General features: G+C 63.6%; 19 protein-coding genes. 9 read left to right on the top strand and 10 right to left on the bottom strand.

Features of this window, described 5'->3' with window-relative positions:
- Positions 1–470: 470 nt before the first annotated feature.
- Positions 471–1,682 (bottom strand): MFS transporter, encoded by a 1,212-nt coding sequence (locus PDMSB3_RS03135; protein ID WP_165184527.1) that lies wholly within the window; start codon positions 1,680–1,682, stop codon positions 471–473.
- A gap of 390 nt (positions 1,683–2,072) precedes the next feature.
- Here PDMSB3_RS03135 and xdhA point away from each other — a divergent pair, with 390 nt between their 5' ends.
- The 3 genes from xdhA (at position 2,073) to xdhC (ending at position 6,634) form a co-directional block, all read left to right on the top strand.
- The gene (xdhA, locus tag PDMSB3_RS03140) at positions 2,073–3,596 is read left to right on the top strand and encodes a xanthine dehydrogenase small subunit (RefSeq protein WP_165184530.1); all 1,524 of its coding nucleotides are present in this window, start codon (positions 2,073–2,075) and stop codon (positions 3,594–3,596) included.
- A gap of 29 nt (positions 3,597–3,625) precedes the next feature.
- The gene (gene xdhB, locus PDMSB3_RS03145) at positions 3,626–5,998 is read left to right on the top strand and encodes a xanthine dehydrogenase molybdopterin binding subunit (protein WP_165184532.1); all 2,373 of its coding nucleotides are present in this window, start codon (positions 3,626–3,628) and stop codon (positions 5,996–5,998) included.
- 69 nt (positions 5,999–6,067) lie between these two features.
- Positions 6,068–6,634, top strand: a complete 567-nt coding sequence (gene xdhC, locus PDMSB3_RS03150; RefSeq protein ID WP_165184535.1) for a xanthine dehydrogenase accessory protein XdhC — start codon at positions 6,068–6,070, stop codon at positions 6,632–6,634.
- Between the two features lie 81 nt (positions 6,635–6,715).
- Here the strand turns inward: xdhC and PDMSB3_RS03155 are convergent, their stop codons facing one another.
- From PDMSB3_RS03155 to PDMSB3_RS03165, 3 genes are all read right to left on the bottom strand, one after another.
- On the bottom strand, positions 6,716–7,696 hold the full coding sequence (locus PDMSB3_RS03155) for a LysR substrate-binding domain-containing protein (protein WP_007179082.1): 981 nt from the start codon (positions 7,694–7,696) through the stop codon (positions 6,716–6,718).
- Positions 7,697–7,939: 243 nt separating this feature from the next.
- Positions 7,940–8,590, bottom strand: a complete 651-nt coding sequence (locus tag PDMSB3_RS03160; RefSeq protein WP_165184537.1) for a 2-hydroxychromene-2-carboxylate isomerase — start codon at positions 8,588–8,590, stop codon at positions 7,940–7,942.
- Between the two features lie 92 nt (positions 8,591–8,682).
- Entirely contained in the window at positions 8,683–10,179 is a 1,497-nt protein-coding gene (locus tag PDMSB3_RS03165) for a TAXI family TRAP transporter solute-binding subunit (protein ID WP_007179080.1), read from the bottom strand.
- Positions 10,180–10,764: 585 nt separating this feature from the next.
- On the opposite strand from PDMSB3_RS03165, the gene PDMSB3_RS03170 reads away from it, so the two are divergent.
- Both PDMSB3_RS03170 and PDMSB3_RS03175 read left to right on the top strand, forming a co-directional pair.
- Positions 10,765–11,118: a BON domain-containing protein gene (locus tag PDMSB3_RS03170; protein WP_165184540.1), complete on the top strand. Its 354-nt coding sequence runs from the start codon at positions 10,765–10,767 to the stop codon at positions 11,116–11,118.
- A gap of 250 nt (positions 11,119–11,368) precedes the next feature.
- Positions 11,369–11,617 carry a hypothetical protein gene (locus tag PDMSB3_RS03175; RefSeq protein ID WP_165184542.1) on the top strand — a complete coding sequence of 83 codons (249 nt, stop codon included), beginning with the start codon at positions 11,369–11,371 and terminating at the stop codon, positions 11,615–11,617.
- Between the two features lie 45 nt (positions 11,618–11,662).
- Here PDMSB3_RS03175 and PDMSB3_RS03180 read toward each other — a convergent pair whose 3' ends face one another.
- Positions 11,663–12,451, bottom strand: a complete 789-nt coding sequence (locus PDMSB3_RS03180; protein ID WP_165184545.1) for a sulfite exporter TauE/SafE family protein — start codon at positions 12,449–12,451, stop codon at positions 11,663–11,665.
- 203 nt (positions 12,452–12,654) lie between these two features.
- Positions 12,655–13,314, bottom strand: coding sequence for a LysE family translocator (locus PDMSB3_RS03185; protein WP_165184548.1), 660 nt, complete (start codon positions 13,312–13,314; stop codon positions 12,655–12,657).
- 188 nt (positions 13,315–13,502) lie between these two features.
- Between PDMSB3_RS03185 and PDMSB3_RS03190 the strand changes: the two genes are divergently transcribed.
- A complete protein-coding gene (locus PDMSB3_RS03190; RefSeq protein ID WP_165184551.1) occupies positions 13,503–13,775 on the top strand; it encodes a hypothetical protein in 273 nt (90 codons plus the stop codon).
- Between the two features lie 40 nt (positions 13,776–13,815).
- Here PDMSB3_RS03190 and PDMSB3_RS03195 read toward each other — a convergent pair whose 3' ends face one another.
- Together PDMSB3_RS03195 and PDMSB3_RS03200 are read right to left on the bottom strand one after the other, a co-directional pair.
- The gene (locus PDMSB3_RS03195) at positions 13,816–13,956 is read right to left on the bottom strand and encodes a hypothetical protein (protein WP_007179074.1); all 141 of its coding nucleotides are present in this window, start codon (positions 13,954–13,956) and stop codon (positions 13,816–13,818) included.
- Between the two features lie 84 nt (positions 13,957–14,040).
- A complete protein-coding gene (locus PDMSB3_RS03200) occupies positions 14,041–15,018 on the bottom strand; it encodes a helix-turn-helix domain-containing protein (RefSeq protein ID WP_165184553.1) in 978 nt (325 codons plus the stop codon).
- A 251-nt stretch (positions 15,019–15,269) separates the two neighbouring features.
- Here PDMSB3_RS03200 and PDMSB3_RS03205 point away from each other — a divergent pair, with 251 nt between their 5' ends.
- Together PDMSB3_RS03205 and PDMSB3_RS03210 are read left to right on the top strand one after the other, a co-directional pair.
- Positions 15,270–16,046 (top strand): SDR family NAD(P)-dependent oxidoreductase, encoded by a 777-nt coding sequence (locus PDMSB3_RS03205; protein ID WP_007179072.1) that lies wholly within the window; start codon positions 15,270–15,272, stop codon positions 16,044–16,046.
- Positions 16,047–16,131: 85 nt separating this feature from the next.
- Positions 16,132–17,670 (top strand): amino acid permease, encoded by a 1,539-nt coding sequence (locus PDMSB3_RS03210; RefSeq protein ID WP_165184556.1) that lies wholly within the window; start codon positions 16,132–16,134, stop codon positions 17,668–17,670.
- Positions 17,671–17,811: 141 nt separating this feature from the next.
- On the opposite strand, the gene PDMSB3_RS03215 is transcribed toward PDMSB3_RS03210, so the two are convergent.
- Complete coding sequence (locus tag PDMSB3_RS03215) at positions 17,812–19,773, bottom strand: glycoside hydrolase family protein (protein ID WP_232064094.1); 1,962 nt, start codon at positions 19,771–19,773, stop codon at positions 17,812–17,814.
- An 847-nt stretch (positions 19,774–20,620) separates the two neighbouring features.
- Here PDMSB3_RS03215 and PDMSB3_RS03220 point away from each other — a divergent pair.
- Positions 20,621–21,706 carry a glycosyltransferase family 4 protein gene (locus tag PDMSB3_RS03220; protein ID WP_007179069.1) on the top strand — a complete coding sequence of 362 codons (1,086 nt, stop codon included), beginning with the start codon at positions 20,621–20,623 and terminating at the stop codon, positions 21,704–21,706.
- A gap of 27 nt (positions 21,707–21,733) precedes the next feature.
- Here PDMSB3_RS03220 and PDMSB3_RS03225 read toward each other — a convergent pair whose 3' ends face one another.
- Complete coding sequence (locus PDMSB3_RS03225) at positions 21,734–24,124, bottom strand: PIG-L family deacetylase (RefSeq protein WP_007179068.1); 2,391 nt, start codon at positions 24,122–24,124, stop codon at positions 21,734–21,736.
- Positions 24,125–24,236 lie beyond the last annotated feature (112 nt).

The raw sequence follows: 24,236 nt of genomic DNA on the forward strand, positions 1-24,236 counted from the left end.
GGGTACGGCGTTAAAACTTGGAACGCGGGCCGAATTCCTGTGCGGTGAGTGCCGTATGAAACGCATATGCGTTCAAGCGAAACGCGCCTTGAACAAGTGGAAGCTTATTCCGGCGTCTCGCCGAGGCGAAGCCGACGGCCTAACCGCATTTAAACGAAGTCTCTGGTTTTGAGCAGACCGTTCAGACGAGCGCGTAGCGTGAGGCGGGAAGTATGACGGCCTTGTCACTTGCGCCGAATGTGCGAGAGTGCAGATTCCAGATGCACCACTACCGTGGCTGCGCGAGGGCCCCGTTTAAGAACTAGCGGTGTGAGCCGCTTTCTTTGCTTACTTTCTTTGCGGCCGCAAAGAAAGTGAGTGCCGCCCCGCACAGGGGCAACCCTAATAAACCAAAAACAATTCAAAAAAAGGCCAAAACCCGAAGCTCCCCGAAAAAAAGGCCCCACCCCAAACAGCCCCGAAAAAAAACCTCAAAGCGCCGCAGGCAAATTAGTAACCTTAGCATTCCGAAGATAAAGAAAAGCCGAGAGCCCCACAGCCACGGCAGCGGCAACCGCCGCAAAGAGAAACACCGACCCATACCCAAACTCACCTGCAATATACCCAGCCAACGGCCCGGTAATCCCAAGCGAGAGATCAAGAAAAACAGAATAAGCCGACAACGCCGCTCCCCGGCTAGCCGGCGGCACGAGCCCAACAGCCTCGACCCCAAGAGCGGGAAACACCAAAGCAAACCCAAACCCGGTCAAAGCCGCCCCGGCGAGAGCAACATGCGGCTCCGGCGCAAGCCACAACATCAGCAACCCGGCGCATTCAAACGAAAACGAAGCAATCGCGACCCGAAATCCACCATAGGTCTTGATCGTATTGGCGAACAGCAACCGCGCCCCGATAAACAGCGTACCGAACACGGTCAACGAAAGCGCCGCATTCGGCCAATGCTTCGCCGCATAAAATAGCGTAATGAAAGTAGCGATCGACCCAAACCCGGCCGAGCCAAGCGCCAACCCGATCCCATGCGGCAACACGCGAGTAAACACACTTCGGTACGACATGCGCTCGCCGTGCACGATCGGCACCGGTGCAATAGGACGAGCCAGATAAAACCCGAGCGCCGCCAGCAGAATCACCAGAATCCCCAGCGCCGCAAACCCGACCGCGTGCGCAATCGCCACGCCGAGCGGCGCACCGACCGCCAACGCGCCATACGTCGCGATGCCGTTCCACGAAATCACCCGCGCATTGTTGCTTGTGCCCACCCGGCCAATACCCCACAGAATCGCACCCGTGCCGCACAGGCTCTCGCCGAATCCCAGCACGAGTCGGCTGCACACCAGCAACCCGAGGCTCAGCACGGACCAGCGGCCACACAGCACGGCCAGCAACAACAGCACTCCGCTCGCGCCACAACCCAGCAAGCCGATCGTAACGGTCCGTTTCGGCCCCAGCGTATCCGCGGAACGGCCGGCCAGCGGCCGCGATGCCAGCGTAGCCAGGTATTGCACGCTGATCGCCGCACCCGCCAGCACGGCGCTGTACCCCAGGTCGTCGTGGACGTAGCCCGGCAACACCGCCAGCGGAATGCCGATCGTCAGGTAGCAAAGAAAGGTGAAAAAGACGACCGGAATGATCTGGAGAGTGGTCGCAAATTCGCTGTGAGGTGTCGCTGAGTCGGTGGACATGGGGAAAACGAGACTTGAATTCGGCGGGAAGACGTGATTTTCACATGGAACCGATTCTCTTGCAGAACTTGCTTAATAAATCGACCTGCAAAAAGCCATTTCAGGAACCTTATAGTGGGCCGGTTTCGGCCCGTTCAGGCCTGTTTTCCCGGCATGAGCAGCAAAAGCGGTTCACTACAGATTGTCTGCTGAGCAATATAAAAACCAAAAATAAGGCAAAAATTCAAATGCACCATAAGTCAACCGCCCCTCAAACCCATCTCGATATCTTTTTGCGGATATGTCCCTCATGCGATCGGAGCTATGGGTTGTGTTTATTGACGGTGATAGTTTTCAAACCATCCCTGCTGCACGTCCCCGCGGACACAGAACATTCGAGAGTAACGAGACATGACTGAGCCGATTCGCTTCTATCACCGCAACGCGATCCGCGAGATCAAGGACGCGCCCGTCACCCGCACGGTCCTGCAATATCTGCGCGAAGACGCGCATTGCACGGGCACCAAGGAAGGCTGCGCCGAAGGCGACTGCGGCGCATGCACGGTCGTGATCGGCGAGCGCAACGAGGCGGGCGGCGTCGACTTTAAGGCGGTGAATGCCTGCATCCAGTTCGTGCCGACGCTCGACGGCAAAGCGCTCTTCACCGTCGAAGACCTGCGCCAGCCGGACGGCTCGCTGCATCCGGTGCAGGAAGCGATGGTCGAATGTCACGGCTCGCAGTGCGGTTTCTGCACGCCGGGCTTCGTCATGTCGATGTGGTCGCTCTACGAAAAGCACGGCCACGAGCACAGCTGCGCCAACAAAACGGTGCCGTCGCGTGAAGTGATCGGCAACGCGTTGACGGGCAACCTGTGCCGCTGCACGGGCTACCGTCCGATCGTCGACGCGGCGGTGCGCATGTTCGAAGCGCCCGCGCCGAAAGCGCCGGTGAATGTCGAGGCACTCGCCAGTACGCTTGCCACGCTCGAGCGCACGGATACATTCCACTATCAGCACGCCGGCCAGCGGTTCGACGCACCGCGCACGGTCGAGGCACTCGCAAAGATCAAGGAAGCCGAACCGGCCACGCGCATTCTCGCCGGCAGCACGGACATCGGCCTGTGGGTCACCAAGCAGATGCGCGAGCTCGGCAACATCGTCTACGTGGGGCAGATCGCGGGGCTGCAGAAGCTCGAAACCAATGGCGAATGGATCGAGATCGGCGCGGGTGTCAGCGTCGAAAGGGCTTACGCGGAGATCGCGAAGCAATATCCCGAACTGAACGAAATGTGGCAACGCTTCGCGTCGCTGCCGATTCGTAACGCCGGCACGCTCGGCGGCAACATTGCCAACGGCTCGCCGATCGGCGATTCGATGCCGGGCCTGATCGCACTCGGCGCGCGCGTGATCGTGCGCGGCGGCGAGATCGAGCGCGAAATGCCGCTCGAAGACTTGTACCTCGCGTATCAGAAGAAGGACATGGCGGAGCACGAGTTTGTCGTCGGGTTGAAGGTGCCGACGCGCACCGGCGTACGCAAGAACCTGCAGTTCCGCACTTACAAGCTGTCCAAGCGTTTCGATTCAGACATCTCGGCCGTATGTGCCGCGTTCTCGTTCATCGCCGACGGCAACCTGATCCGCGAGCCGCGCATCGCATTCGGTGGCATGGCCGCCACGTCCAAACGGGCGACGCACGCGGAAGCGGTGCTACGCGACGCCGAATGGCACGAAGCCACCGCACGGGCGGCGATGCTCGCGCTCGGCAACGACTATGCGCCGTTGTCCGACATGCGCGCGACCAGCAACTATCGCCTCGAATCGGCGAAGAACACGCTGTACCGCTTCTGGCTCGAAACGCGGCCGAACAATCCGTTGCCGAAGAGCGCGCTGGATGTGCGTGCGGTCGCCGCGGCCTGCGCGCCGGCCGGCGTCTGAGAAGCCCAAAGGATACGGAGAACACAACAATGAATCAGCAAGCCGAACCGTTCCTGAAAGACCTTCAGGATCTCGACGACTTCACCCAGGTCCACATCTCGCGTCCGCACGAATCCGCGCATCTGCACGTGAGCGGCCGCGCCACCTACACCGACGACATTCCGACGGTCGCCGGCACGCTGCACGCGGCGCTCGGCCTGTCGTCGAAAGCGCATGCGAAGATCGTCTCGATGTCGCTCGACAAGGTGCGCGCCACGCCGGGCGTGGTCGCGATTTTCACCGCCGACGATATCCCGGGCGTCAACGACGTCGGCCCGATCATCCACGGCGACGATCCGATTCTCGCCGACGGCCTCGTGCAATACATCGGCCAGCCGATCTTCATCGTGGTCGCGACGTCGCATGAAACGGCGCGTCTCGCGGCACGCCGCGCGGAAATCGTCTACGAGGAACTGCCCGCGATCCTCACCGCGCAGCAGGCGCGCGCCGCGAACCAGCACGTCCTGCCGCCGATGAAACTTGCGCGCGGCGAAGCCGGCACGAAGATCGCCCGCGCCGCGCATCGCGAAGCCGGCGAGATGCTGCTCGGCGGTCAGGAGCAGTTCTACCTGGAAGGCCAGATCTCGTACGCGGTCCCGAAGGACGACGACGGCATGCACGTCTATTGTTCGACGCAGCACCCGACCGAAATGCAGCACATGGTCGCGCATGCATTGGGCGTGGCGTCGCATAACGTGCTGATCGAATGCCGCCGGATGGGTGGCGGCTTCGGCGGCAAGGAATCGCAATCGGGGTTGTTCGCGTGCTGCGCGGCGCTCGCCGCGTGGAAGCTGCTGTGCCCGGTGAAACTGCGTCCGGACCGCGACGACGACATGATGGTCACGGGCAAGCGCCACGATTTCCACTACACGTATGAAGTCGGTTACGACGACAAAGGTGTGATCGACGGCGTGACGGTCGACATGACCTCGCGCTGCGGCTTTTCCGCCGACCTGTCCGGTCCGGTGATGACGCGCGCGCTGTGCCACTTCGACAACGCGTACTGGCTCTCCGACGTAACGATCGACGGTTTCTGCGGCAAGACCAACACACAGTCGAACACCGCGTTCCGCGGCTTTGGCGGCCCACAAGGCGCATTCGCGATCGAATACATCATGGACAACGTGGCGCGTTCGGTGGGTGAAGATTCACTCGACGTGCGCCGCCGCAATCTGTACGGCAAGACCGAGCGCAATCAGACGCCGTACGGCCAGATCGTCGGAGACAACGTGATCCACGAGTTGATCGACGAACTCGAAGTGACCAGCGAATACCGCGCGCGGCGCGCGGCGATCAACGAGTTCAATGCAAACAACGAAATCCTGAAGAAGGGCATGGCGCTGACGCCGGTCAAGTTCGGCATCGCGTTCAACGTGACCCACTTTAATCAGGCCGGCGCGCTCGTGCACATCTATACCGACGGTTCGGTTCTGGTGAACCACGGCGGCACCGAAATGGGCCAGGGTTTGAACACGAAGGTCGCGCAGGTCGTCGCGCATGAACTGGGCATTGGCTTTAACCGCATTCGCGTCACGGCGACCGACACCAGCAAGATCGCCAATACGTCGGCGACGGCGGCCTCGACAGGCTCCGATCTGAACGGCAAGGCCGCGCAGGACGCCGCGCGCCAGTTGCGCGAACGTCTGTCGGCGTTTGCCGCCGGGCGCTTCGGCGCGGGGCAGGTGAGCGCGTCGGAAGTGCGCTTCGTGCATGACCGGGTCGTGGTGGGCGATTCAGTCGTGCCGTTCGAGGAAGTGATCGCGAAGGCTTACCTGGCGCGTATCCAGCTCTGGTCGGACGGTTTCTACGCGACGCCCAAGCTCTACTGGGATCAATCGAAGCTGCAAGGCCGGCCGTTCTACTACTACTCGTACGGCGCGGCCGTGTCGGAAGTGGTGATCGATACGCTGACCGGCGAAATGCGCGTGTTGCGCGCGGATGCGTTGCACGACGTGGGCGCTTCGCTGAATCCGGCGCTCGACGTCGGCCAGGTGGAGGGCGCCTTCATTCAGGGCATGGGCTGGCTCACGACCGAAGAACTGTGGTGGAACGCGGGCGGCAAGCTGATGACGCACGCGCCGTCCACCTACAAGATTCCGACCGTCAACGATACGCCGCCCGACTTTCGCGTGCGACTCTTCAAGAACCGCAACGCCGAGGACAGCATCCATCGTTCGAAGGCGACCGGCGAGCCGCCGCTGCTGCTGCCGTTCTCGGTGTTCTTCGCCGTGCGCGACGCGGTGTCGGCAGTCGGCGACCATAAGGTCAATCCGCCGCTGAACGCACCCGCGACCAGCGAGGAAATCCTCAAGGCAGTCGGCGCGGTGCGTGCCGCCACCGCAGCGCCGCGGCAACAAGCGTAGCCGCAGTGTGCCGATGAGCCGAGAAAGCAACGCGTGGACAACACAGTCACTGGAACTGGAATGATCGCCATGAACGATTTTTCGTCCGTTCAGATTGGGCGGCGCAGCGCCGTGCAGATGCCGCGTCCGGCGCCCATGCATATCGTGCTGTTCGGCGCGGGGCACGTCGGGCATGCGCTTATCAAGCTGCTTGGCAGCTTGCCGTGCGTTGTCCAGTGGGTCGACGAGCGCGGCGAACTGTTCCCCGACGAAACGCCCGCCAACGTGCAGATCGAGGTAACCGATACTCCGGATGTGATCGTCGACACGGCGCCGCCGGGCGCGTATTTTCTCGTGATGACGCACAATCACGCGCTCGATTTCTCGCTCGCCGCACGCATCATGCGGCGGCGCGATTTCACCTACTTCGGCATGATCGGTTCGAAGACGAAGCGCGTGAAATTCGAGCGGCGTTTGCTCGATCGCGGTGTGGATCCGGACCGGCTCGTGGAGATGACGTGTCCGATCGGTGTGGCCGGTATCGTCGATAAGGCGCCTGCGGCGATTGCCGTGGCGGTCTGCGCGGAGTTACTGCAGATTCGTACGCGGCAGGTGGTGGCGCAGGCCGCCACGCAGAAGCTTTGCGCAAGCGTTTGAAGAACAACGGTAGAAATTAGCCGGCCAGCACGAGGCGCTCAACGGGCGCTCCTTGAACTGCAAACCTGAACGTCGACCCGCTCAGCCCGCTGTGGCTGACGTTTCCTTTTGCGGCGCCCGCTTCGTGCGCCGCACCTTCTGCGCGACCAGTCCGTCCGACACCTGGGACATCAGCGCACGCAGCCAGCCGACATCGCTCGGCCGGTCCGGCTGTGGATGCCACAGCTGATAGCACTTGATGCGCGGAAATGGAATCGGCACCTCGACCACCGCGAGCGGCAGCATGTCCGCGTAGTGCATGGCGAAACGGCGTGTCGTCGTGAAGATCAGATCGGATTGCAGCAGCGTCTGCGGCACCAGCCCGAAGTAGGGCAGCGTGGCGACGATGCGGCGTTCGGCGCGTGCCCGCACAAAGCCCATGTCGATGGCGCCGCTGCTCGCGCCGCTGTACGGCGTTGGCGCGAGATGCGGCGCGGCGAGATACGCTTCGCGCGTGAGCGGCACGCGCGTCAACGGATGATCGGCGCGCATCATGCACACGACAGTATCGGAGAACAGGTCGCTGCGTTCGAAGCGCGGCTCGGGCTTCGGCCAATTGCCGATGACCAGATCGAGTTCGCCGGCATCGAGCGCGGCGGAATGATCGAGCATCGGACTCAGCGAATCGATTTCGAGCCGTGCGTGCGGCGCCGCCTCGCGAAACTGCGCGATCACGGTAGGCATGAAGAAGTCGTTCAGATAATCCGGCGCGGCCACGCGAAAGGTGCGGCGCGAGCGGCCCGGATCGAAGTCGCCATGCGGCGTCGCGACGAAATCGACTTCACGCAGCACGCGTTGCGCAGAGGCGAGCAGCGATTCGCCGTATTCAGTGGGCACCATGCCCGACTTGCCGCGCACGAGAATCGGGTCGTTCAGCGTCTCGCGCAGTTTGCGCAGCGCGGTGCTGATGGCCGGCTGGGTCTGATTCAGACGCAGCGCGGTCTGCGTGACACTACGCTCGACCAGCAGCGTGCGCAGCACGCGCACGAGCCAGATATCGAGGGAGGCGGCGGTGTCGTCCATGATTTGAGCGAGGCGGGGCAAGCGGATCGGATCCGGGAAGCGTCGTGCAGAGCCGCCCGCGAGACGGTTCGCGAGAACGGAGCGCCAACGCGCACGGCGCAAAGGTCATAACCTTAGGCCCGATTGCGGTGTAGCGGCATAGCGGGCACGGTATGGCCGGCATCAGCAGGGCTGTTTCGCCGCGACAAACCCGCCAGGGCTCCGTGGGATCCGTCTCGCGCCCGCTTCAGGCTTACGTATCGCCTACGGCTGATTGTCCACGAGCCCGGAGGGTAGCGTGCTGATCCGTTTGACTTCTTTCGATTCGAGCCAGTTCGGCGTGCGTGCGCAGTACAGCACCATAGGCAGCGCGTCTTCGCCCCAGAACAACTGATCGTTCAGACGGAAGGTCGGCACGCCGTAGACACCCAGGCCGATCGCGTCCGCCGTGTTGCGCTGCAGTTGTGCCTTTACTTCCGGGTTCCTGATGAGTTCCGGTCCGTCGGGCAGGCCCACGCGCTCGCACAATTCGGCAAAGGCCTCGTCCGTCGACGGATCGCGGCCTTCGCGCCAGATGAAGCGGAAAATCTCGCGCACGAAATTGACGTCGCCGTTCGCCGCGGTGGCGAGCAACAGCGGTTTCATGGAATCGAAGGGATGAGCCGGCGGCATCTTGTATGGAATGCCGAGCTGTTCCGCGCGAAACAGCGCGTGCCGGTACATGAAGGTGCGCTTCGAGGGCACGCCATAAGCCGGCCGCTGTCCCCAGTGACGATAGAGGTCGTTCAGCACGACCGGCGTGAACACGAAATCGAAGCCCGGCCACTTGTCGTGTTGCTCGAGCAACAGGTACGTGAACGGCGAGACAAAGTCGTAAAACCACAGCGGTTGTCTGGCGTCGATGCCAACGGTCATAAATGTCTCCCGGATTGCTGGTCCGAACGGCGCGTCTGCTGGACCGTCGAAATTGTAATGATCTTACGCGGTGCCGCCCCGGCTTGCACCCGTCAATATGGTTTCGCGGTGCCGTCGTTGGGCGTTTCGTTGGGCGTTTCGCCGATTTCAGCCGCTTCGTTCGCGGCGGACGGCGCGGGCGAGGCGCCGGCTTCGCCGGGTCCGTTGTCCGCGCCTTGCGTTTCATTGCCGGCACCGTCGCGCTGAGTCTCGCGCGGCTGCGTGAGCCGCTGGCGCACGAAGCCGATATGCTCGCGCAGCACGTAAAACTGATCGGCGTAGGCGAGCGGCATCTTCAGACCGTTGACGGATTCTTCGATCGCGTCGAGCCGTTCGAGCAGCGACGCGCGTTCGGTGGGCGAATGGTCGCTGAGCGCGCTGCGTTCGATCGCGATCAGCGCGCCGTACCAGCGATAGATGCGCGATTTCACCCGCCATGCATATAGCGACGGCACGAGACGCAACGCCGGCACCAGCAGCACGATCAGCGGCACCACGACCACCAGCAGCCGGTCGGCGAGACTCGCGAGCCAAAACGGCAAGATCCGGTAGAGGAAGCTCTTGCCCGACTTGTAGTAGCGCGCGGCGTCGTCGCTGATCGGGAAATCGTGTGCGAGCGGCGCGGGGAATTCGCCGGCCCGCTGCAGGATATTCGCCTTGCCGTGCACCTCGCGCGCGGCTTCGATCAACAGATCGGACAGCGCGGGATGCAGCGAGTCGCGCGCCACCAGCTCGGCGGTCGGCGCCACCATATGAATCGGCGCGGACGGCAGATTCTTGCCGAGGTCGAACGCGCCCATCGGCATCGTGAGCTGGGTCAGATAGGGAAAGCGGCGCGTGTAGGCGTCGGCCTGCGAGAAATCGTAGAACTGCACGTTCGGCGTGCGGTAGAGCTTGCCCATTACCGCCGGTTGCGCAGAATCGCCGGCGAGGAACGCCGCGTCGACCTTGCCGGAGACGAGTGCGTCGGCGGCGTCGTCGCCCGAGAGCGGCAGCAGTCTGGTCGCGCCGCCCGGCACGATGCCGTTGGCCTTGAGCAGCGCAAGCGCCAGTTCGCGCGTGCCGCTGCCTTCGGCGCCGACCGCGAGCCGCTCGCCCTTGAATTCGGAGAGCCGCGTGACGGTCGGCCCGTGATAGAAGATCGCCAGCGGCACGTAGGCCACGCTGCCGAGCGACATCAGACCTTCGGCCGCCGGGCCGGGCGCGACGCCGTCCTGCACGAAGCCGACATCCACGTTCGACGTCGGATCGGACAGACGCTTGAGATTCTGCAGCGAGCCTTCCGAAGACAGCACGTTCAGCGTGATGCGGTTGCGCGCCAGAATCTCCTTGTACTTTTGCGCCGCGTTCCAGAAGGTGCTGCCTTCCGGGCCGGCGCTGATCGTCAGCGTGTTGGGCGGGGCCGGCTGGATCAGACGCACGGCGACCCAGATCGCGACGGCGGCGATCAGCAGGATCGGCCCGAACGAGACGGCGAGATCGCGCCAGGAGATCGCGACGAAACGGGCGACGAGACGGGGAGGGCTTTTGCGGCCGGTGGCTGGCTTCATCGGATGACGGTGACGGCTACGGTCGAAAGTGAACAGGGACGGCGCTCTGCGGCGCGCGAACCAGGTGCCGCAGAGCGCCGCGCCGGCTGCCGCGAATGGCGCACGAGCCACGCGGCAGCCGGCGTCGCGCCGATGGTACCTGAGATTGCCCGCACGGCGGCACACGCGGCGGCGGCGCGCACCGACAAACCCGTAACAAATCGTGAACGCCGTGTGACAGCGGTGCGCCCGAACGCGATTCGTGCGTCCCGTTTGACTAAACCCTTTGCGCTTCTGGCCCGGCTAGATTAAATTGTGCATCGCTGCCGCGAACCGACGTTTCGCGCAGCGCGACCCGGCAAGACACACAAGAACTGGGCGCGCTCGCGGACTTCGCGGCTTGCTGGCCTGTCGTACCGCACTGCATGCCCGTCATCGCATGCGGCAACGGCAGCCGGCCTCTCCGCCTCTCGCACACCGTGTCGCAGCCATAGTCGGCCGTCGCTTGGCCGCGCGCCTTGTCGCGCGTGCCCGGCATGGCTGCCGGAAGTCGTACGAAGCCGCTTGTGTATGCGGTCCAATGTGAAGCTAAGGAGAAGAAAAGCTATGAAATCGGTCGGTTTTCTGAAAACGCTGGGCTCGGTTGTGGCAATGGTGGTGGCGTGCAATGTGTACGCTCAGGCAAGCGACGCAACGGCAACCGGCACGACCGCCGCGCCGGCTGCCAGCGCCAAGACGGTTAAGAAGGCGAACAGCCAGCTGGGTCGCAAGGTGCGTAGCGCGCTGGCCAAGGCGCAGGGTATCGACGTGTCGAACATCGCCGTGCGCGCTCGTGGCGGCGCGGTGACGCTCACGGGCTCGGTGCCTGACCAAGGCCAGATCGACGCTGCCGGCGAAGCCGCCAAGGGCGTCGCCGGCGTGACGTCGGTGTCGAACAAGCTGACCGTTGTGCAGCAGTAAGCAGGTTGTGGCGTCTGGCGCGGGCGGCATCATGCCGCCATGCGCCATCGTGATGCAGGTATGCACCAAGGTTCCGGCAAAAAAACCGGAGCCTTTTTTATTTTAATTTGCCGATTTTTGAAGCGGCGATGATAGATCCCGGCAGTCGCAAGCAGCACGGTGGCGCCGCCACGGCGCGACTGTGCGCTGTGACACATTACTGACGCGTTGCGAAGCGTACTGTCATGCGTAGGGAACCGGAGTCAACGCCATGGAAACCTCGCTTTTGCGCTATACCGATCTACCCATCAGCGATCGGGCGGCTTTCGAACTGGTGTGCGCGCGGCACGGTTTTGCCCCGGCGCATTTCGACATCAGTGCTTGCGCGGATCCGGACGATGCCGCGCACGAGCGCCTCATCACCGTGCGGCGCGGCGGTTGGGCGCAGTCTTATCACGACCGTCACGGTCAATGGGTCCGGCAGTTCGAGGCCGACCTGACCTGCCGGTTCTTCAAATAGCCGCCGGCCGGTTGCGCCGGCGCGCCGACACCCCTTCGCGGCGGTTCAGGCCAACACGAGGCGCACGCCGACCAGCGTGAGCGTGGCGGCGAGCAGGTTGCGCAACAGCGCGTCCGGCGCGCGCGAGGACAGATAGCTGCCGATCGCGATGCCCGGCAGCGACCCCGCCAGCAGCGACAGCAGCATCGACCAGTCGATCGAACCCAGCAGCCAATGACCGGCGCCCGCCAGCAGCGTGAGCGGTACTGCATGCGCGATGTCCGAACCCACGATGCGCGTGGTCGGCAAAAGCGGATAGAGCAACAACAACACCGTCACGCCGATGGCGCCCGCACCGACCGACGTCAGCGACACCAGCACCCCGAGCACCGCACCGGTCAGCATGGTCAGCGCGAGCGTGCGTCCCTGGCGCGGCGTGCGTTGTTTGCGGGCGCCGAGCGCCGCGAGTTGCGGACGAAACACCAGCGCCACCGCCGTCACCAGCAGCGCCGCGCCGAGCACGATCTGGATCAGGCGGCCGGCGCCCGGCGTGTCCATGCCGTAACGATGCAGCAGGATCAGCGTGATCGTGGCGGCCGGCACGCTGCCGGCGGCGAGGCGCAGGGTGATCTGCCAGTCGACGGAGCCTTTCAGGCCGTGCACGAGCGTGCCGGTCGCCTTGGTGGCCGCCGCGTACAGCAGGTCGGTGCCGACGGCGGTGGCCGGATGCACGTTGAATAGCAGGACCAGGATCGGCGTCATCAGCGAGCCGCCGCCGACGCCCGTCAGTCCGACCAGAAAGCCGACGAACAGGCCGGAGACGGAGTACAGCAGATCGATGTGGGGAAGAGCCATTGAGCGGACCGCTGACGGTCGGGTGGGTTGGACGGATCAGGCGGCAAAGGCCTGTGCGCCTGCCTTCGACAGTCGATGGAGGGCGGCGGCCAGGCCGCCGCGGCGCGGCGAAAGCCGCTATTGTCGCAAAACTGCCGCGTTCGCGTACGAAGCGACGTGCTGCGCCGCCCGCGAGCGTGATGGCGCCCGCCCCGCCTCCCCGCTCAAAGCGCCCGGCGAATCTCCACGACGCCGAACGCCGCCAGCGTGACCCCCACGATCCGGTCTATGGCGACGCGCAGTTTGCTGCCGATCGCATGGCGCGCGAGCGACACCACGGTGACGAGGAAGCACCACCACGCGATCGAGCCGCAAAATACGCCGCCTACGGTGGTCAGCGCAATGCTCGATGAAAACGCGCCGCGCGGGGCGAGTGTGGTGAACAGCGCGGCGAACATGATGACCGTTTGCGGATTGGTCAGCGTGAGCAGCAACGAACTCGCATAGGCGCGCAGGGCGCCGGCGCGGCCCACCTGCGCGAGCTTGCCGTTGCCGTTTGTTGCGTCGCCTGTCGGGCCATTTGCCGCGTCGGCGGGAGCTTTCTGGAGCAGCGTGCGCACGCCCAGGTACAACAGGAACAACCCGGCGAGCAGATGCAGCGGGCGGTCATACGCGAGCATGAACTGCGAGATGCCGACGAGGCCAAGCGCCGCGATCAAACCATATGCCGCGTCGCCGGTCGCGATGCCGAAGCCGATCGCGAGTCCGGCGCGCGGGCCGCCGGTCAGTGTGCGGCGGGTGCACAGCATGCCCATCGGGCCGACCGGCGCGGCAATGGCGAGCCCGACGCCCGCAGCGGTAAAGAAGAGACTGGTGGTGGACATGGTTATCCCGGCTCGATTGTTCTGGTTCGTCCTGCGCTTCGTGTTTTGCCGACATGCACGCAGCCGGCGAGCCGTTCAGCATAGCGAGAGCGGAAACACCGGGCAAGTGCGCGTATCAGCATCGGCTCAATCGATTCGATCGGGTTTGCGATCCCGCGGTGTTGCTGGTGAGTCTCGGAGTATGTCTCGTGCTAACGGGTAATGCTATTTCGCATAGCCATTACGCGAATCAGGCACAGCGGCATTCAAACACGGGCAAGCGGATTCGTTTATTCGCGGAACCGGATTTCCGCGATATTCTCCGCGAACGCGATCGTGGGATGTGTTCGCCGCTTCATGTGGACGGAGTTCTGTTTTATCTCTGGTCCAACGGCATGACAATGGAGGTAATGACGGTGGCCATCGGAACGCGCTGGCCGAAGATGCAGGATGTGGCACTACAGGAATTTCGTTCTGGATGAATGCCCGCCTCGCTGCGGCGGGCCTGCTCATGCGGTCTTCCTAGTGCTTCTTCGCGGTCGCCGAGGTGCTCGGCGCGACGCGGATCGGCGGCGCGCCCGATGGCGAGGTGGCAGGCGCCGGTTTCTTCGCCTGCTTCGGTTTCTTCACTTCGCGATTACTGCGCATTTGACCTTTTGCCATGATGGACTCCCCAATTGGCGGTTATTGCTCCGCATAGGAGCAGTAAGCTAGTGTGCGCCTCTTTTGTCCGCTCAGGCAAAGAATCTAAACGATCCGACTCCTTCGCCAGGTCTGCGACGGTAATTCGCCGAACTGTCCGCGATACTCGCTGGAGAAATTCCCGAAATGCCAGAACCCCCACCGCGTGGCGACCTCCGTCACCGAACCGGAGCCGCGCAATTCACGGCGCACGTGATCGAGCCGAACAGCTCGCATATAAGCGGACGGATTGACTCCGAGCGTATCTGCGAACGCGTATTGCAAAGTACGTCGGCTCGCGCGAAACCGCGCGCACAACTCCGCGACGGAAAGCGGACAATCCGGCGACTCCTCGATCAGCTCACGAACGCCGCGCACCAATTGCCAGTTCCGCGCAGTGCGTGCCTCGACATTCCCATGCGGATCGGCATCGCACAGATCCTGCAAAACATCGGCGAGACCGAATATCACCGACTTCTCGAACGCCGCGGCCACGCCGGCGTCGTCGAGCAAAGTGGGTGTGGCCGCGACCGTGTCGAGCAACTGCTTCAGCACTTCGCGAAAGCCTTGCAGTTTCGCGGGATCGACATTCAATACGCCAGGCTTCGCACCCAGTAGCAACGTTATTTCGTCGAGTTGCGAACGCACCAGAGGATCGCCGAGCGCAGCCGGCTCGATTTCGAGGTTCACCACGACGTGCCTGTCGGGCGACAGAAACTCGAAACCGCCGTCGCCGGAGAACACGTGCAAGCCGTCGCGGTGACTCGTCTGTCCGCACAACAACGCGTGCCCTTCGAGCTGAAACGGAATGCCCACGGCGACCCTGGATGCGGCTACCTGGCCGCGCTGATAGACCGTGCGGTTCAGGCGCTCGACGAGTACCCGCACGCCGCCCGCGTGGCATGAACTCACCGAGCCGTCGAAGGCGCCGCGCGAGATCTGGCAATAGCTCTGGTTCCACGCGTCGAGCAACATCGCCTGCTCATCGATGTTGCGGCAACAACGAATCTCGACCGCGCCGCTCGTCTGATTGACCGCCTGCATAGTATCTCCCGATTCCGATGGCGCTCCCCGAAAGCCTCGTGCCGACCAGTGTATGCGAAAAAAAAGCCGTGCCGTAGCGTTGACGGGGACCGTCTGCGCCCACGGGCGGGCATCCGGAAACAGTCGTCGCATGGTATTTGCCGGCGGCCGGATTTTTACGGGATTTTTATTTTTTGCCAATTTTGGATAGTCGCCGCTTTTTGCCGCCCCTACTTTGTGCACAACGCAATGCACCAAAAAGGGAGTCACGCATGAGCAGACCGACAGGCAGGCTGGAAGGCAAGATCGCAATCGTGTCGGGCGGTGCAACGGGCGCGGGCGGCGCGGCCTCGTTGCTGTTCGCGCAGGAAGGCGCGCAGGTCGCCGTTGTCGATATCAATACGGATGCCGGCGAGGAAGTGGTGACGCGGATTCGCGCGGCAGGCGGCAGCGCCGAACTGTTCGCCGCCGACGTGTCGAAGCGCGCGGCCGTCGATGCCGCCGTGGCCGGCATCATGGCGCGCTTCGGGCGTATCGACGTGCTGTTCAATCACGCCGGCAGCATCGTCGTGAAGCCGTTCGTCGATACCACCGACGAAGACTACGACTGGCTCATGAACGTGAACGTGAAGAGCATGTTCATGATGACGCGGGCCGTGCTGCCGCACATGCTCGCGGCGGGCGGCGGCTCGATCGTGTGTACGGCGTCGATCTCCTCGGTGGCGGCAACGCCGCTCGAAGTGCTCTATTGCACCACCAAAGGCGCATGTGCGATGTTCGCGCGCGCCATCGCCGTCGAGTATCGCGACCGCGGGATTCGCTGCAATGCCGTGTGCCCCGGCTTTATCGACACGCCGCATGGGCGCCGCGAAATCAGCGCGCTCGCGAAGTACGGCTTCGACGCGAGCGAAGCCGCCTTGTCGGTGCAGCAGGGACGCCTGTGCGCGCCGGAAGAAGTGGCGCGCGCCGCGCTCTTTCTCGCTAGCGACGACGCGAGTTTCGTCAACGGCGCGCACCTGTACGTCGATAACTGCTTCACGGCCGCCTAGTCATCCGCTTTGCTTTGCGCGGCCACGCCGTTGAACCGGCTCGCCGGTTGGCCGCTTCGTCATAACCTGTTCAAAGGATCGCGTCATGGACATCAACACGGCCTTGCCGTCGGCGGAGTCCGCCGACAACGACGTCAAGCTGTTGCACAAGATGGGTTACGCGCAGGAACTGTCCCGGCGCATGGGGGCGTTCTCGAACTTCGCGGTGTCGTTCTCGCTGATCTGCATTCTGTCGGGCGGCATCACGTCGTTCCAGATGGGCCTGTCGGCGGCGGGTGGAGCGTCGATCGGACTCGGCTGGCCGCTCGGCTCGCTGTTCGCGCTGGTGGTAGCCGCGGCGATGGCGCAGATCGCTTCGTCTTATCCGACCGCGGGCGGCCTCTATCACTGGAGTTCGATTCTCGGCGGCAAGACGTGGGGTTGGCTGACCGCCTGGCTGAATCTGCTAGGCCTCGTGTTCGTGGTCGCCGCGATCAACTACGGCACCTATGATCCGTTCTTCCGCACGCTGATCGCGCCGATGTTCGGTGTGAAACCCGAAGCGCTCGGCTGGTGGCAACAAACGCTGTTTCTGACCGTGATCACCGCGTCGCAAGCGTTCCTCAATCATCGCGGCATTCGCATCACGAGCAAGATCACCGACCTGTCGGGCTATCTGATCTTCGCGGTGACAATTCTGCTGGTGGGGGCGCTGCTGTTGTATTCGCCGGTCAGGATCGATCTGTCGCGGCTCTATACGTTCACCAACTTCACCGGCGTGGACGGCGGCGCGTGGCCGAAGCAGACCATGGCGATGGCGTTTCTCTCAGGCCTCCTGCTGACCGCTTATACGATTACCGGCTTCGACGCGTCGGCGCATACCTCGGAGGAGACGAACGAGGCGGCGCGCAACGTGCCGCGCGGGATCGTCGGCTCGGTGTTCTGGTCGACCACCTTCGGTTACGTGATGGTGTGCGCGTTCGTGCTGGTCATGCCGGATATCGGCGCGGCAGTGAAGCAGGGCACGGGTTTCTTCGAAGCGATCCTTGCGCCGATTCCGGGGCCGCTGCGCATTGTGATCGAACTGCTGATGTTCTTCATCAACTACGTATGCGGTCTTGCGGCGGTCACTTCCACGTCGCGCATGATGTTCGCGTTTGCTCGCGACGGCGGCCTGCCCGCGTCGAAGTGGCTGCGTAAAGTGAACGCCGCGCATCGCACGCCGGGCGCCGCGATCTGGACCTCGGCGGTGCTGGCGATCGTCGTCACGCTGTACGGCGATGCCTTCACCGTGCTGAGCGCAGGCAGTGCCGTGTTCCTGTTCATCTCGTACGCCATGCCGATTGCGGCCGGCATTCTCGCCGAAGGCCGCACGTGGAACGAGAAAGGCCCGTTCCAGTTGGGCACGCTCTCGAAGCCTTTCGCGGTGGCGGCGGTGATCGGCGCACTGGTGCTCGCCTACGTCGGCATGCAGCCGCCGAATCAGAAGGTGGTCTATGTGATTGTCGGCTTGCTCGCGGTTCTGCTGACCATCTGGTATGGCGCGGGTGTGCGCAAGAGTTTCGCCGGGCCGCCGATCGGCAAGGTGTCGAAGGAACGCGAAAGCGAACTGCGCGGCATGGAGGGGCAGCTAGGAGAAGGGTGAGAGTGGGGTGAGAGGAGTTGCTGCGAACTCGCAGTTGCCTCGCATGTCCCGAGCGTAAAAAAACGTCAGCCGACCCTCGAGCCGGCTGACGTTCTATCACGTCTGTCGAGTACCCGAATCCGGGTACGTCGGGCGCGTGGCTTACATGCCGACGTATCCCACCGGCGTCGTCGCGTTGGCTCGCGCCACCGACGCGTTGTTCGACACCACATACACCGGCGATTCGGTCAGGTTGAGCTTCAGCACACCGTCGCTGTAATTCGCATTGGTCGCGTTGCCCATCATGTCGATCACCTTGACCGTGCCGTTCGTGCCGGGCCCGTCTACGTTGAGGCTGTACGCGACGCCATAGCTCGAACTGAAGCCCACGCTCGCGCTCCACACGTCGTTGTTGTGCGCCCACAGAGCGGTAATCACCGCGCCGTTGCCCACCTGCTGGAACGCGTAGGCGTAGACGCCGGTCGGCGTGCCGTTCACCGGACCGAGCGTCGTGGTGCCGTCGAGCGTGCGCGTCATCGCGCTGATCGCCATTGCCACCGGCTTCGGACTGATGTTGGTCGCGCCGAATGCGCCTTGCGGATCGCTCAGGTCGAAGAAGGTGCCGTAGCCGACTTCATCCGGATAGTCCGCGCCGTAGAACACGTAGGTTTGATCCGCGCCTTCGCCGAGCGTGATGATGTGCATGCGCGCCGCAACCGCCGCCTGTGCGTACAGCACGTTGGCGGTCGGATAGTTCGGACCGTACGAGGTGCCGAGGTCGTAGCTGATGCCTGCTTCCGTCGAAAACAGATGCATGCCGGTACGGTAGTCGGTGGCCATTTCCGCGCGCAGGTTGCGCATCTGGCCGCGCAGCGAACCGGAGGCGGTGGACGGGTCGCTGTCATAGCGCTCGGGCGGATGCGACGGCGAGGTTCCAGCGTCATAGTAGCCGTGCGTGGCGACCGCGTCGATGTACTGGCCGAAGCCGAGCGGCGCAAGGCGTTTCAGGTGCGAGGTGGTCAGGCTCGGGAAGGCGTCGGCCGGGCCCATCACCATCGCGTGCGGATCGGTCGAATGAATGCCCTGGTAGACGGCCTTGTACAACGCGACGAAGTTCGCGTCGGTGTCGGTCCACATCTGATTCGGCTCCCACGTCACCTGATAGTAGTTCGCCGACTGGGTCGGGAAGTACGCGGCGCGAATCGCGTTCGATTCCGTGCCCACCCGGCTCATGTAGCTCTGGTAGTACGAAATATCTGCGGGCAGCGTGGTGTCGTCCTGGAAGGCGCCGGTGCTGCTGGCCCAGGCCGGAATGCCGTCGAGACGGATCAGCCGCATCACGTTGCTGTTCTTGTAGAACGGATCGAGATTGTCGGCCGACGGGTTGAACGTGTTCGGGCCGCTCGGTTCCATGGTGGAGAGCTGACGGTCGTCGATGGTCGACGAAATGCCGAGCGCGGCAAGCAGCGGACCGTTGTCGTTCGCGCCCTGCATGCCGAAGCGATGCTGCTCCTCGCGCGCATACGTGACGGCCGGCACGGCGCCGGACAGATTCGGCGTGACGCCGAAAGTCGCGATACCCACCGGACGCGTACCGGCCTGCGGCAACTGTCCACCATTTTTGGCCAGCGTGCCCGTTGCCGCGAAATAGCCGGCGAGCGTCGAGGTGCAGTTGAACGTAATGGTCTTCGCGCCGCTCGCCACGGCGGTGGTGCCGCTCGCGGCAACGCGGCCGAGCGTGTCGGTGACGGCCCAGTTCAGCGTATCCGCAGCCGGCGCGTCGGTGTTGAAGGCGAGCTGGAAAGTGCTGCCGGACGCAAAGATGCGCGTGCCGTCCGCACTGGGCGTATCCGCGGAGATCGTCGCGCTGCCCGAGCCTGCCGACGTGGTGGGCGAGGCGCAGCTCATGGCCGCGGTGCCGCCCGTGGCGTTCAGCGCAACGGTGCCGGTGCTGGCGTTCCCTGCGGCAGACGTGCTGGCCGAACTGGCCGGACTGCTGGTGCCGCCGGTGCCGTTGGCCTGATTGGCCGAGGCGCCGCCGGCGCTGTCACCACCACCGCCGCCGCCGCCGCATGCGGCGAGTGCGAGGGACAGTGTCGAAAGTAGGAGTAGTTGCGTTTTCATCAATCCGTAAGCAATGCGTTGGCTGATTATTCGTCCGTGTCCTCGCGCAAAGCGCGTTGGGAGGCGGAGCGAACATCGAGGTTCATTTGCAAGCCAGCCGATGACCGAGGCTTCGACACTGGCGTCCTGGGTGCGCAGCGTTGCAACTGCGCGAAGGTGATGCCTTCCCGGGTTGTCGGCCTCGAACGCGTTTCTCCGCAGAGAAACGTTTGCCGTACGAAGCCGGGCCGCTGACGCGAGCGGGTTTGGCGGAATCGGCCGACCGGCGAAGGTACGACGAAAACGGCCAGCGCGTTGAGGAACAGCGCGATCCAGATCGCAATACCTGAGTTCATGGCGCTAGCCGATGAACTTTTTACTGTCCTGTAAGCTGGAGATGCTCAATTTGGGAAGAATCGACCGCAACAATACGCATTAGTAGGCTTAAAAGAAGTAACGAGTCGTTACGTATGAACATTAATGCAGTACTAATTGCTTTTATCTTATGAAAAGATCTGTCAGGTGAAACCTGTCTTTTTCCGCCATGGCGAATTGGGGTCGTAATTTGTTGAAACGGATACCTAACTATCCAGCTCCGCCAATCCACTGAGAAATGGGCGCTAGCGCTCATTGGCCAGCGGAAAAAGTCTTGGGCTTGGCGTAAAAGTACTTGATCTTGGGTGTAAGGTTTCCTCGCGACATGGACTTCGCGGCGGAACTGTCGCTGTTTTACGGAGGCCATGACGCGTTCCCAAACAGGAGCGCGTCATACACGACGATGGATACCGACGTTATTGGGGGTCTGGAATAACGGGGGCGGCATCCCATCCGCTGCGCAAAAAAAAGCGGTTATGCAGAGAGATCAATCGTGAGGATTCTTCAACTGGTTCATGCACCGCGATTGTCGGGCGCAGAAGTACTCGTAAAAGGGTTGGCCATTCATCATCAGCGCGGCGGCCATGAGGTCTGCATGACGTCGCTGCTCCCACAGCAGGACGATTTCGCCGACATTCGCGCCGAACTTCAGGCCGCGGGCGTCACCTGTCTGTTTCCCGAGGTTCGCTACGGCAGGGTAGGCAAACTGCTGCACCTGTATCGCGTGGTGCGGCGTTTCCGGCCCGACTTCATCGTGGCTCACGCGACGCTTGCGGCGCTGTACGTACGCCTTCTGCCGGTCCACACGCCGATTGCCTGGGTCATGCATTCCGGCGTCAACGACTTCGAGAACGGCGCGCTCAAGCGGGCCGAGCGCCTGCTCTCGCGACGGGCGAGAGCGATCATCGGCGTATCGCAGCAGAATATCGACGACTACCTGCGCGAGATCGGCCGGCATCCGTCCATGGTCGTGATTCCGAATGGCGTGGACGCGCAACTGTTCTCCGGAGCCAACGACGCCTGCACGCCGGATATCGAGGCGCATCCGAAGCAGATCGTTCAGCTCGGCCGGTATATCGAAGGCAAGAGCCAGCTCGACACGATCCGTGCGTTCCAACGCGTGCTGCAAGCGGAGCCGGAGGCTCGCCTGCTATTGTGCGGTGTCGTGGAAGATCTGGACTATCACAGGGCGGTGCTGTCGCTCGTCCGCGAGCTCGGGTTGGAAAGCCGGGTGACCGTGGGCGGACCGCGCTCCGACGTCGCCGCGATTCTGCGCGCCTCGCGCGTCTTTGCCATGCCGTCGCGTTTCGAAGCGCAAAGCATCGGTTTTCTGGAGGCGCTTGCCTCGGGTATTCCTGTCGTGGCGAGCCGGATTCCGTCTTTCGGCTTTGCGAGCGCTTTTGCCGGCGTCGACCTCGTCGATACGACCGACCCGGAAGCCTACGGCGGCGCCCTGCTGAGCGCGCTCGGCACGCCGCGCGCGAACCGGCAACTGGCCGGCTACACGCTGCACGACACGGCGGACCGTTATATGACGATCGCGCGGAAGTTCGTTCAGCCGCTCCAGGTTTCGGCCTGACGCCGGCCGGATCGGCCGGCCCGCACGCTACTGCGCGAGCCGGTCGATGCGCACTGTCTCCGAGAAAAGCCCCGGCAGCTTGCCGAGTTCCTGAGCTTCGCCCAAGACGAGTCCGTTTCCTGACGGATAGCGCGACAACGCTGGCGCACCGCCGGTGAAATAGAAATCGCCGAGGGTGGCGTCGGTGCGTCGAAACAGCACGAGTGCGGTCCCCTGTTTGTCGCGCACGAATTCCGGGAAGACATCCGACCACGACAATCCATGCAATGTCGCCGCCTGAGCCGGTGTACTGCCCGCGCCGCTCATGTCGAGCGTGGCGACGTCGATCATCGCTTCTTCGCTCGATTCGTCGAGATGCGGCGTCAGCAGAATCAATGTGTTGCTGTCGCGGCCATGCACGGCGCCCATCGTCACTTTCACGAAGTCGGGGACGAAACTCGCTGGCAAGACGTTGCGCTCGCCGAGGGTCATGCGTGCACCCTCGTTGGCGACGGGAGTGAGCGCGAGGCGTCCGTTCGCGCTGTCCACCGCGACCAGCGCGGCGCGCGTGCCCGCCGTCTCACGCACCAGCAGGTTGACGTTCTGCGGCAGGCTTCTGGCCTGTGCCCAGAGTGTCGGCGCGGATCCCACCGAGCCTCCCGATCCTTGCGGCGACGCCACCCACAGATCGAGTCCGCTGTCGGTCCGCTTCTGCGCGATCAGCACGCTGGCCCGTCCCGTAGCGGTGAAGTCCGCAGCCACGTATTGCTGCGTCAGTTCCGGCCTGAATGCATTGCTCGTTTGCAGCCACAGGCGCGGTGCCTCGAAGTGGTCGCCAGCACTGCGAAGCAACCAGAACGCGGTCCCGCCCTCGCGTGCCGCGACGATCATCAGGTCCGCCTTGCCGTCGCCGTCGAAATCGCCGAGCAGGAAGCGCACGCTGTCGAAGCACAGTCTGTCGCCGGCGCAACTCGGCGCGGTGGCCTGCGGATCGAACGGCACGACGTTGGCGTACCACAGCGCGGGCGGCGACGCCTTGGCGAGCGACGCGGCATACACGTTAAAGCCCGGGCCGTCGTGTTGCCGCTGGACGTACACCACGGACTGCTCGCCCGAACCGGCGACGTCGCCCGTCATCGCCGTGGCGAGCCTCAGATCGTTCGCCTGGGTGCGTTGCGTGGTGGCCCAGCGGTAGCGCGTGGTGAGCGCGGTGCAGCCGCGCATGGTCAGCTTGCCGTCGTTTTCGCCGAGGCAGTGGCGCATCGGCGTATAGACGAGGCCGAAGTCCCACGGCGTCCAGCGCTGCGCCACGTCCCATTGATCGCAGGTCTCGGCGACCAGATAGCCGTCGCGCTCGGCAATGCATTGCGAAGTCGCGGCGCTCACGAGCGCCGCGTTGCGAGCGTTGCCGGGATAGACGGTTAGCGGATCCCATCGCCATTGCTGAGCCGGCGAACCCGTGCACGCGGCGAGTGTCGGCGCGCGTCCCGGACCGGCGGAGCTGAGGCAGCGGCTCGCCGCCGCGTTGAAGAGTTGAAGCGGATGAGACACGAAATCCGGTACGCGGCGATCGGTGCGATCGGCAAACGCATAGCGGCGCGAAATCCAGTTGCCGTCCCATTGAAACTCACCGAACACATGCGACGATTCGCTGCCGTCGATCGAAAAATAACTGGCGACGATGTCGCGCTTGCGCTGCACTTCGGCCGCGGGAAGGTTGCCCGGCCAGCCGCCGGTCGGATAGGTGACGTGATAGACGATCGGCACGCTCTTGCCGAGCGTCTGGGCGACATGGCGGGTGATACGCGCGGCGTAGATATGATCGGGGTGCTCGATAAACGGTACGGTATCCGGATTGAGCGTATAGATCAGCGTGGCCTGCGCGAGTATCGCTTTCAAGGTGGCCGACAAGGCATCGCGATCGTACTTCACGCGCACGGAGCCGTCCGCGTTCATTGGATAAGTGGAGAGCGTGGCGTGCTGTTCCCACAGCAGGCCGAGCGGTTCGCGGCCGCCGCGCACGCCGCCGCCTGGCAGGCGCAGTTCGAGCAGGCGCACTTGCGGCCTCGCCTTGAGCACCATCTGATGCACGAGCTTGCCGGCAATCGTCACGTTGGATTCGAGCCATTCGTCAGGCACGCCCGCCATGCGCGCGTAAGCGAGACGCGAAGCCCGCTCGCGGGTTTGAACGTAGGCGAAGTCCGCGCCGTTGGCGCCGCCGATCAGATGCACGGTGGTGATGCACCATCCCGCGTCGAGACGCTCGCTGATGGCGGGGTCCACGAAAAGCAGATCGTCATCGAGATGCGCGACCACGGTGACCAGCGTGCCGGCGCCGCAGTCTGCCGCGTGTGCGGATGCTGGCAGGAAGGCGAAGACGAACAGCGCGAAGCATGCAATGAATGAATCGCGAACGAGCCTGATTGCCGATGGTCGCATAGTGATTCGAGTCCTGACGATGAGCTCGAATCATACTGTAGCGGCCATAGCCGCCACGTTACCGAACTCACAATCGGCGTCACATTGCGCTCCGGCATGGACGCAGGCACGC

The sequence above is a fragment of the Paraburkholderia dioscoreae genome, from assembly GCF_902459535.1.
Lineage (GTDB): Bacteria > Pseudomonadota > Gammaproteobacteria > Burkholderiales > Burkholderiaceae > Paraburkholderia > Paraburkholderia dioscoreae.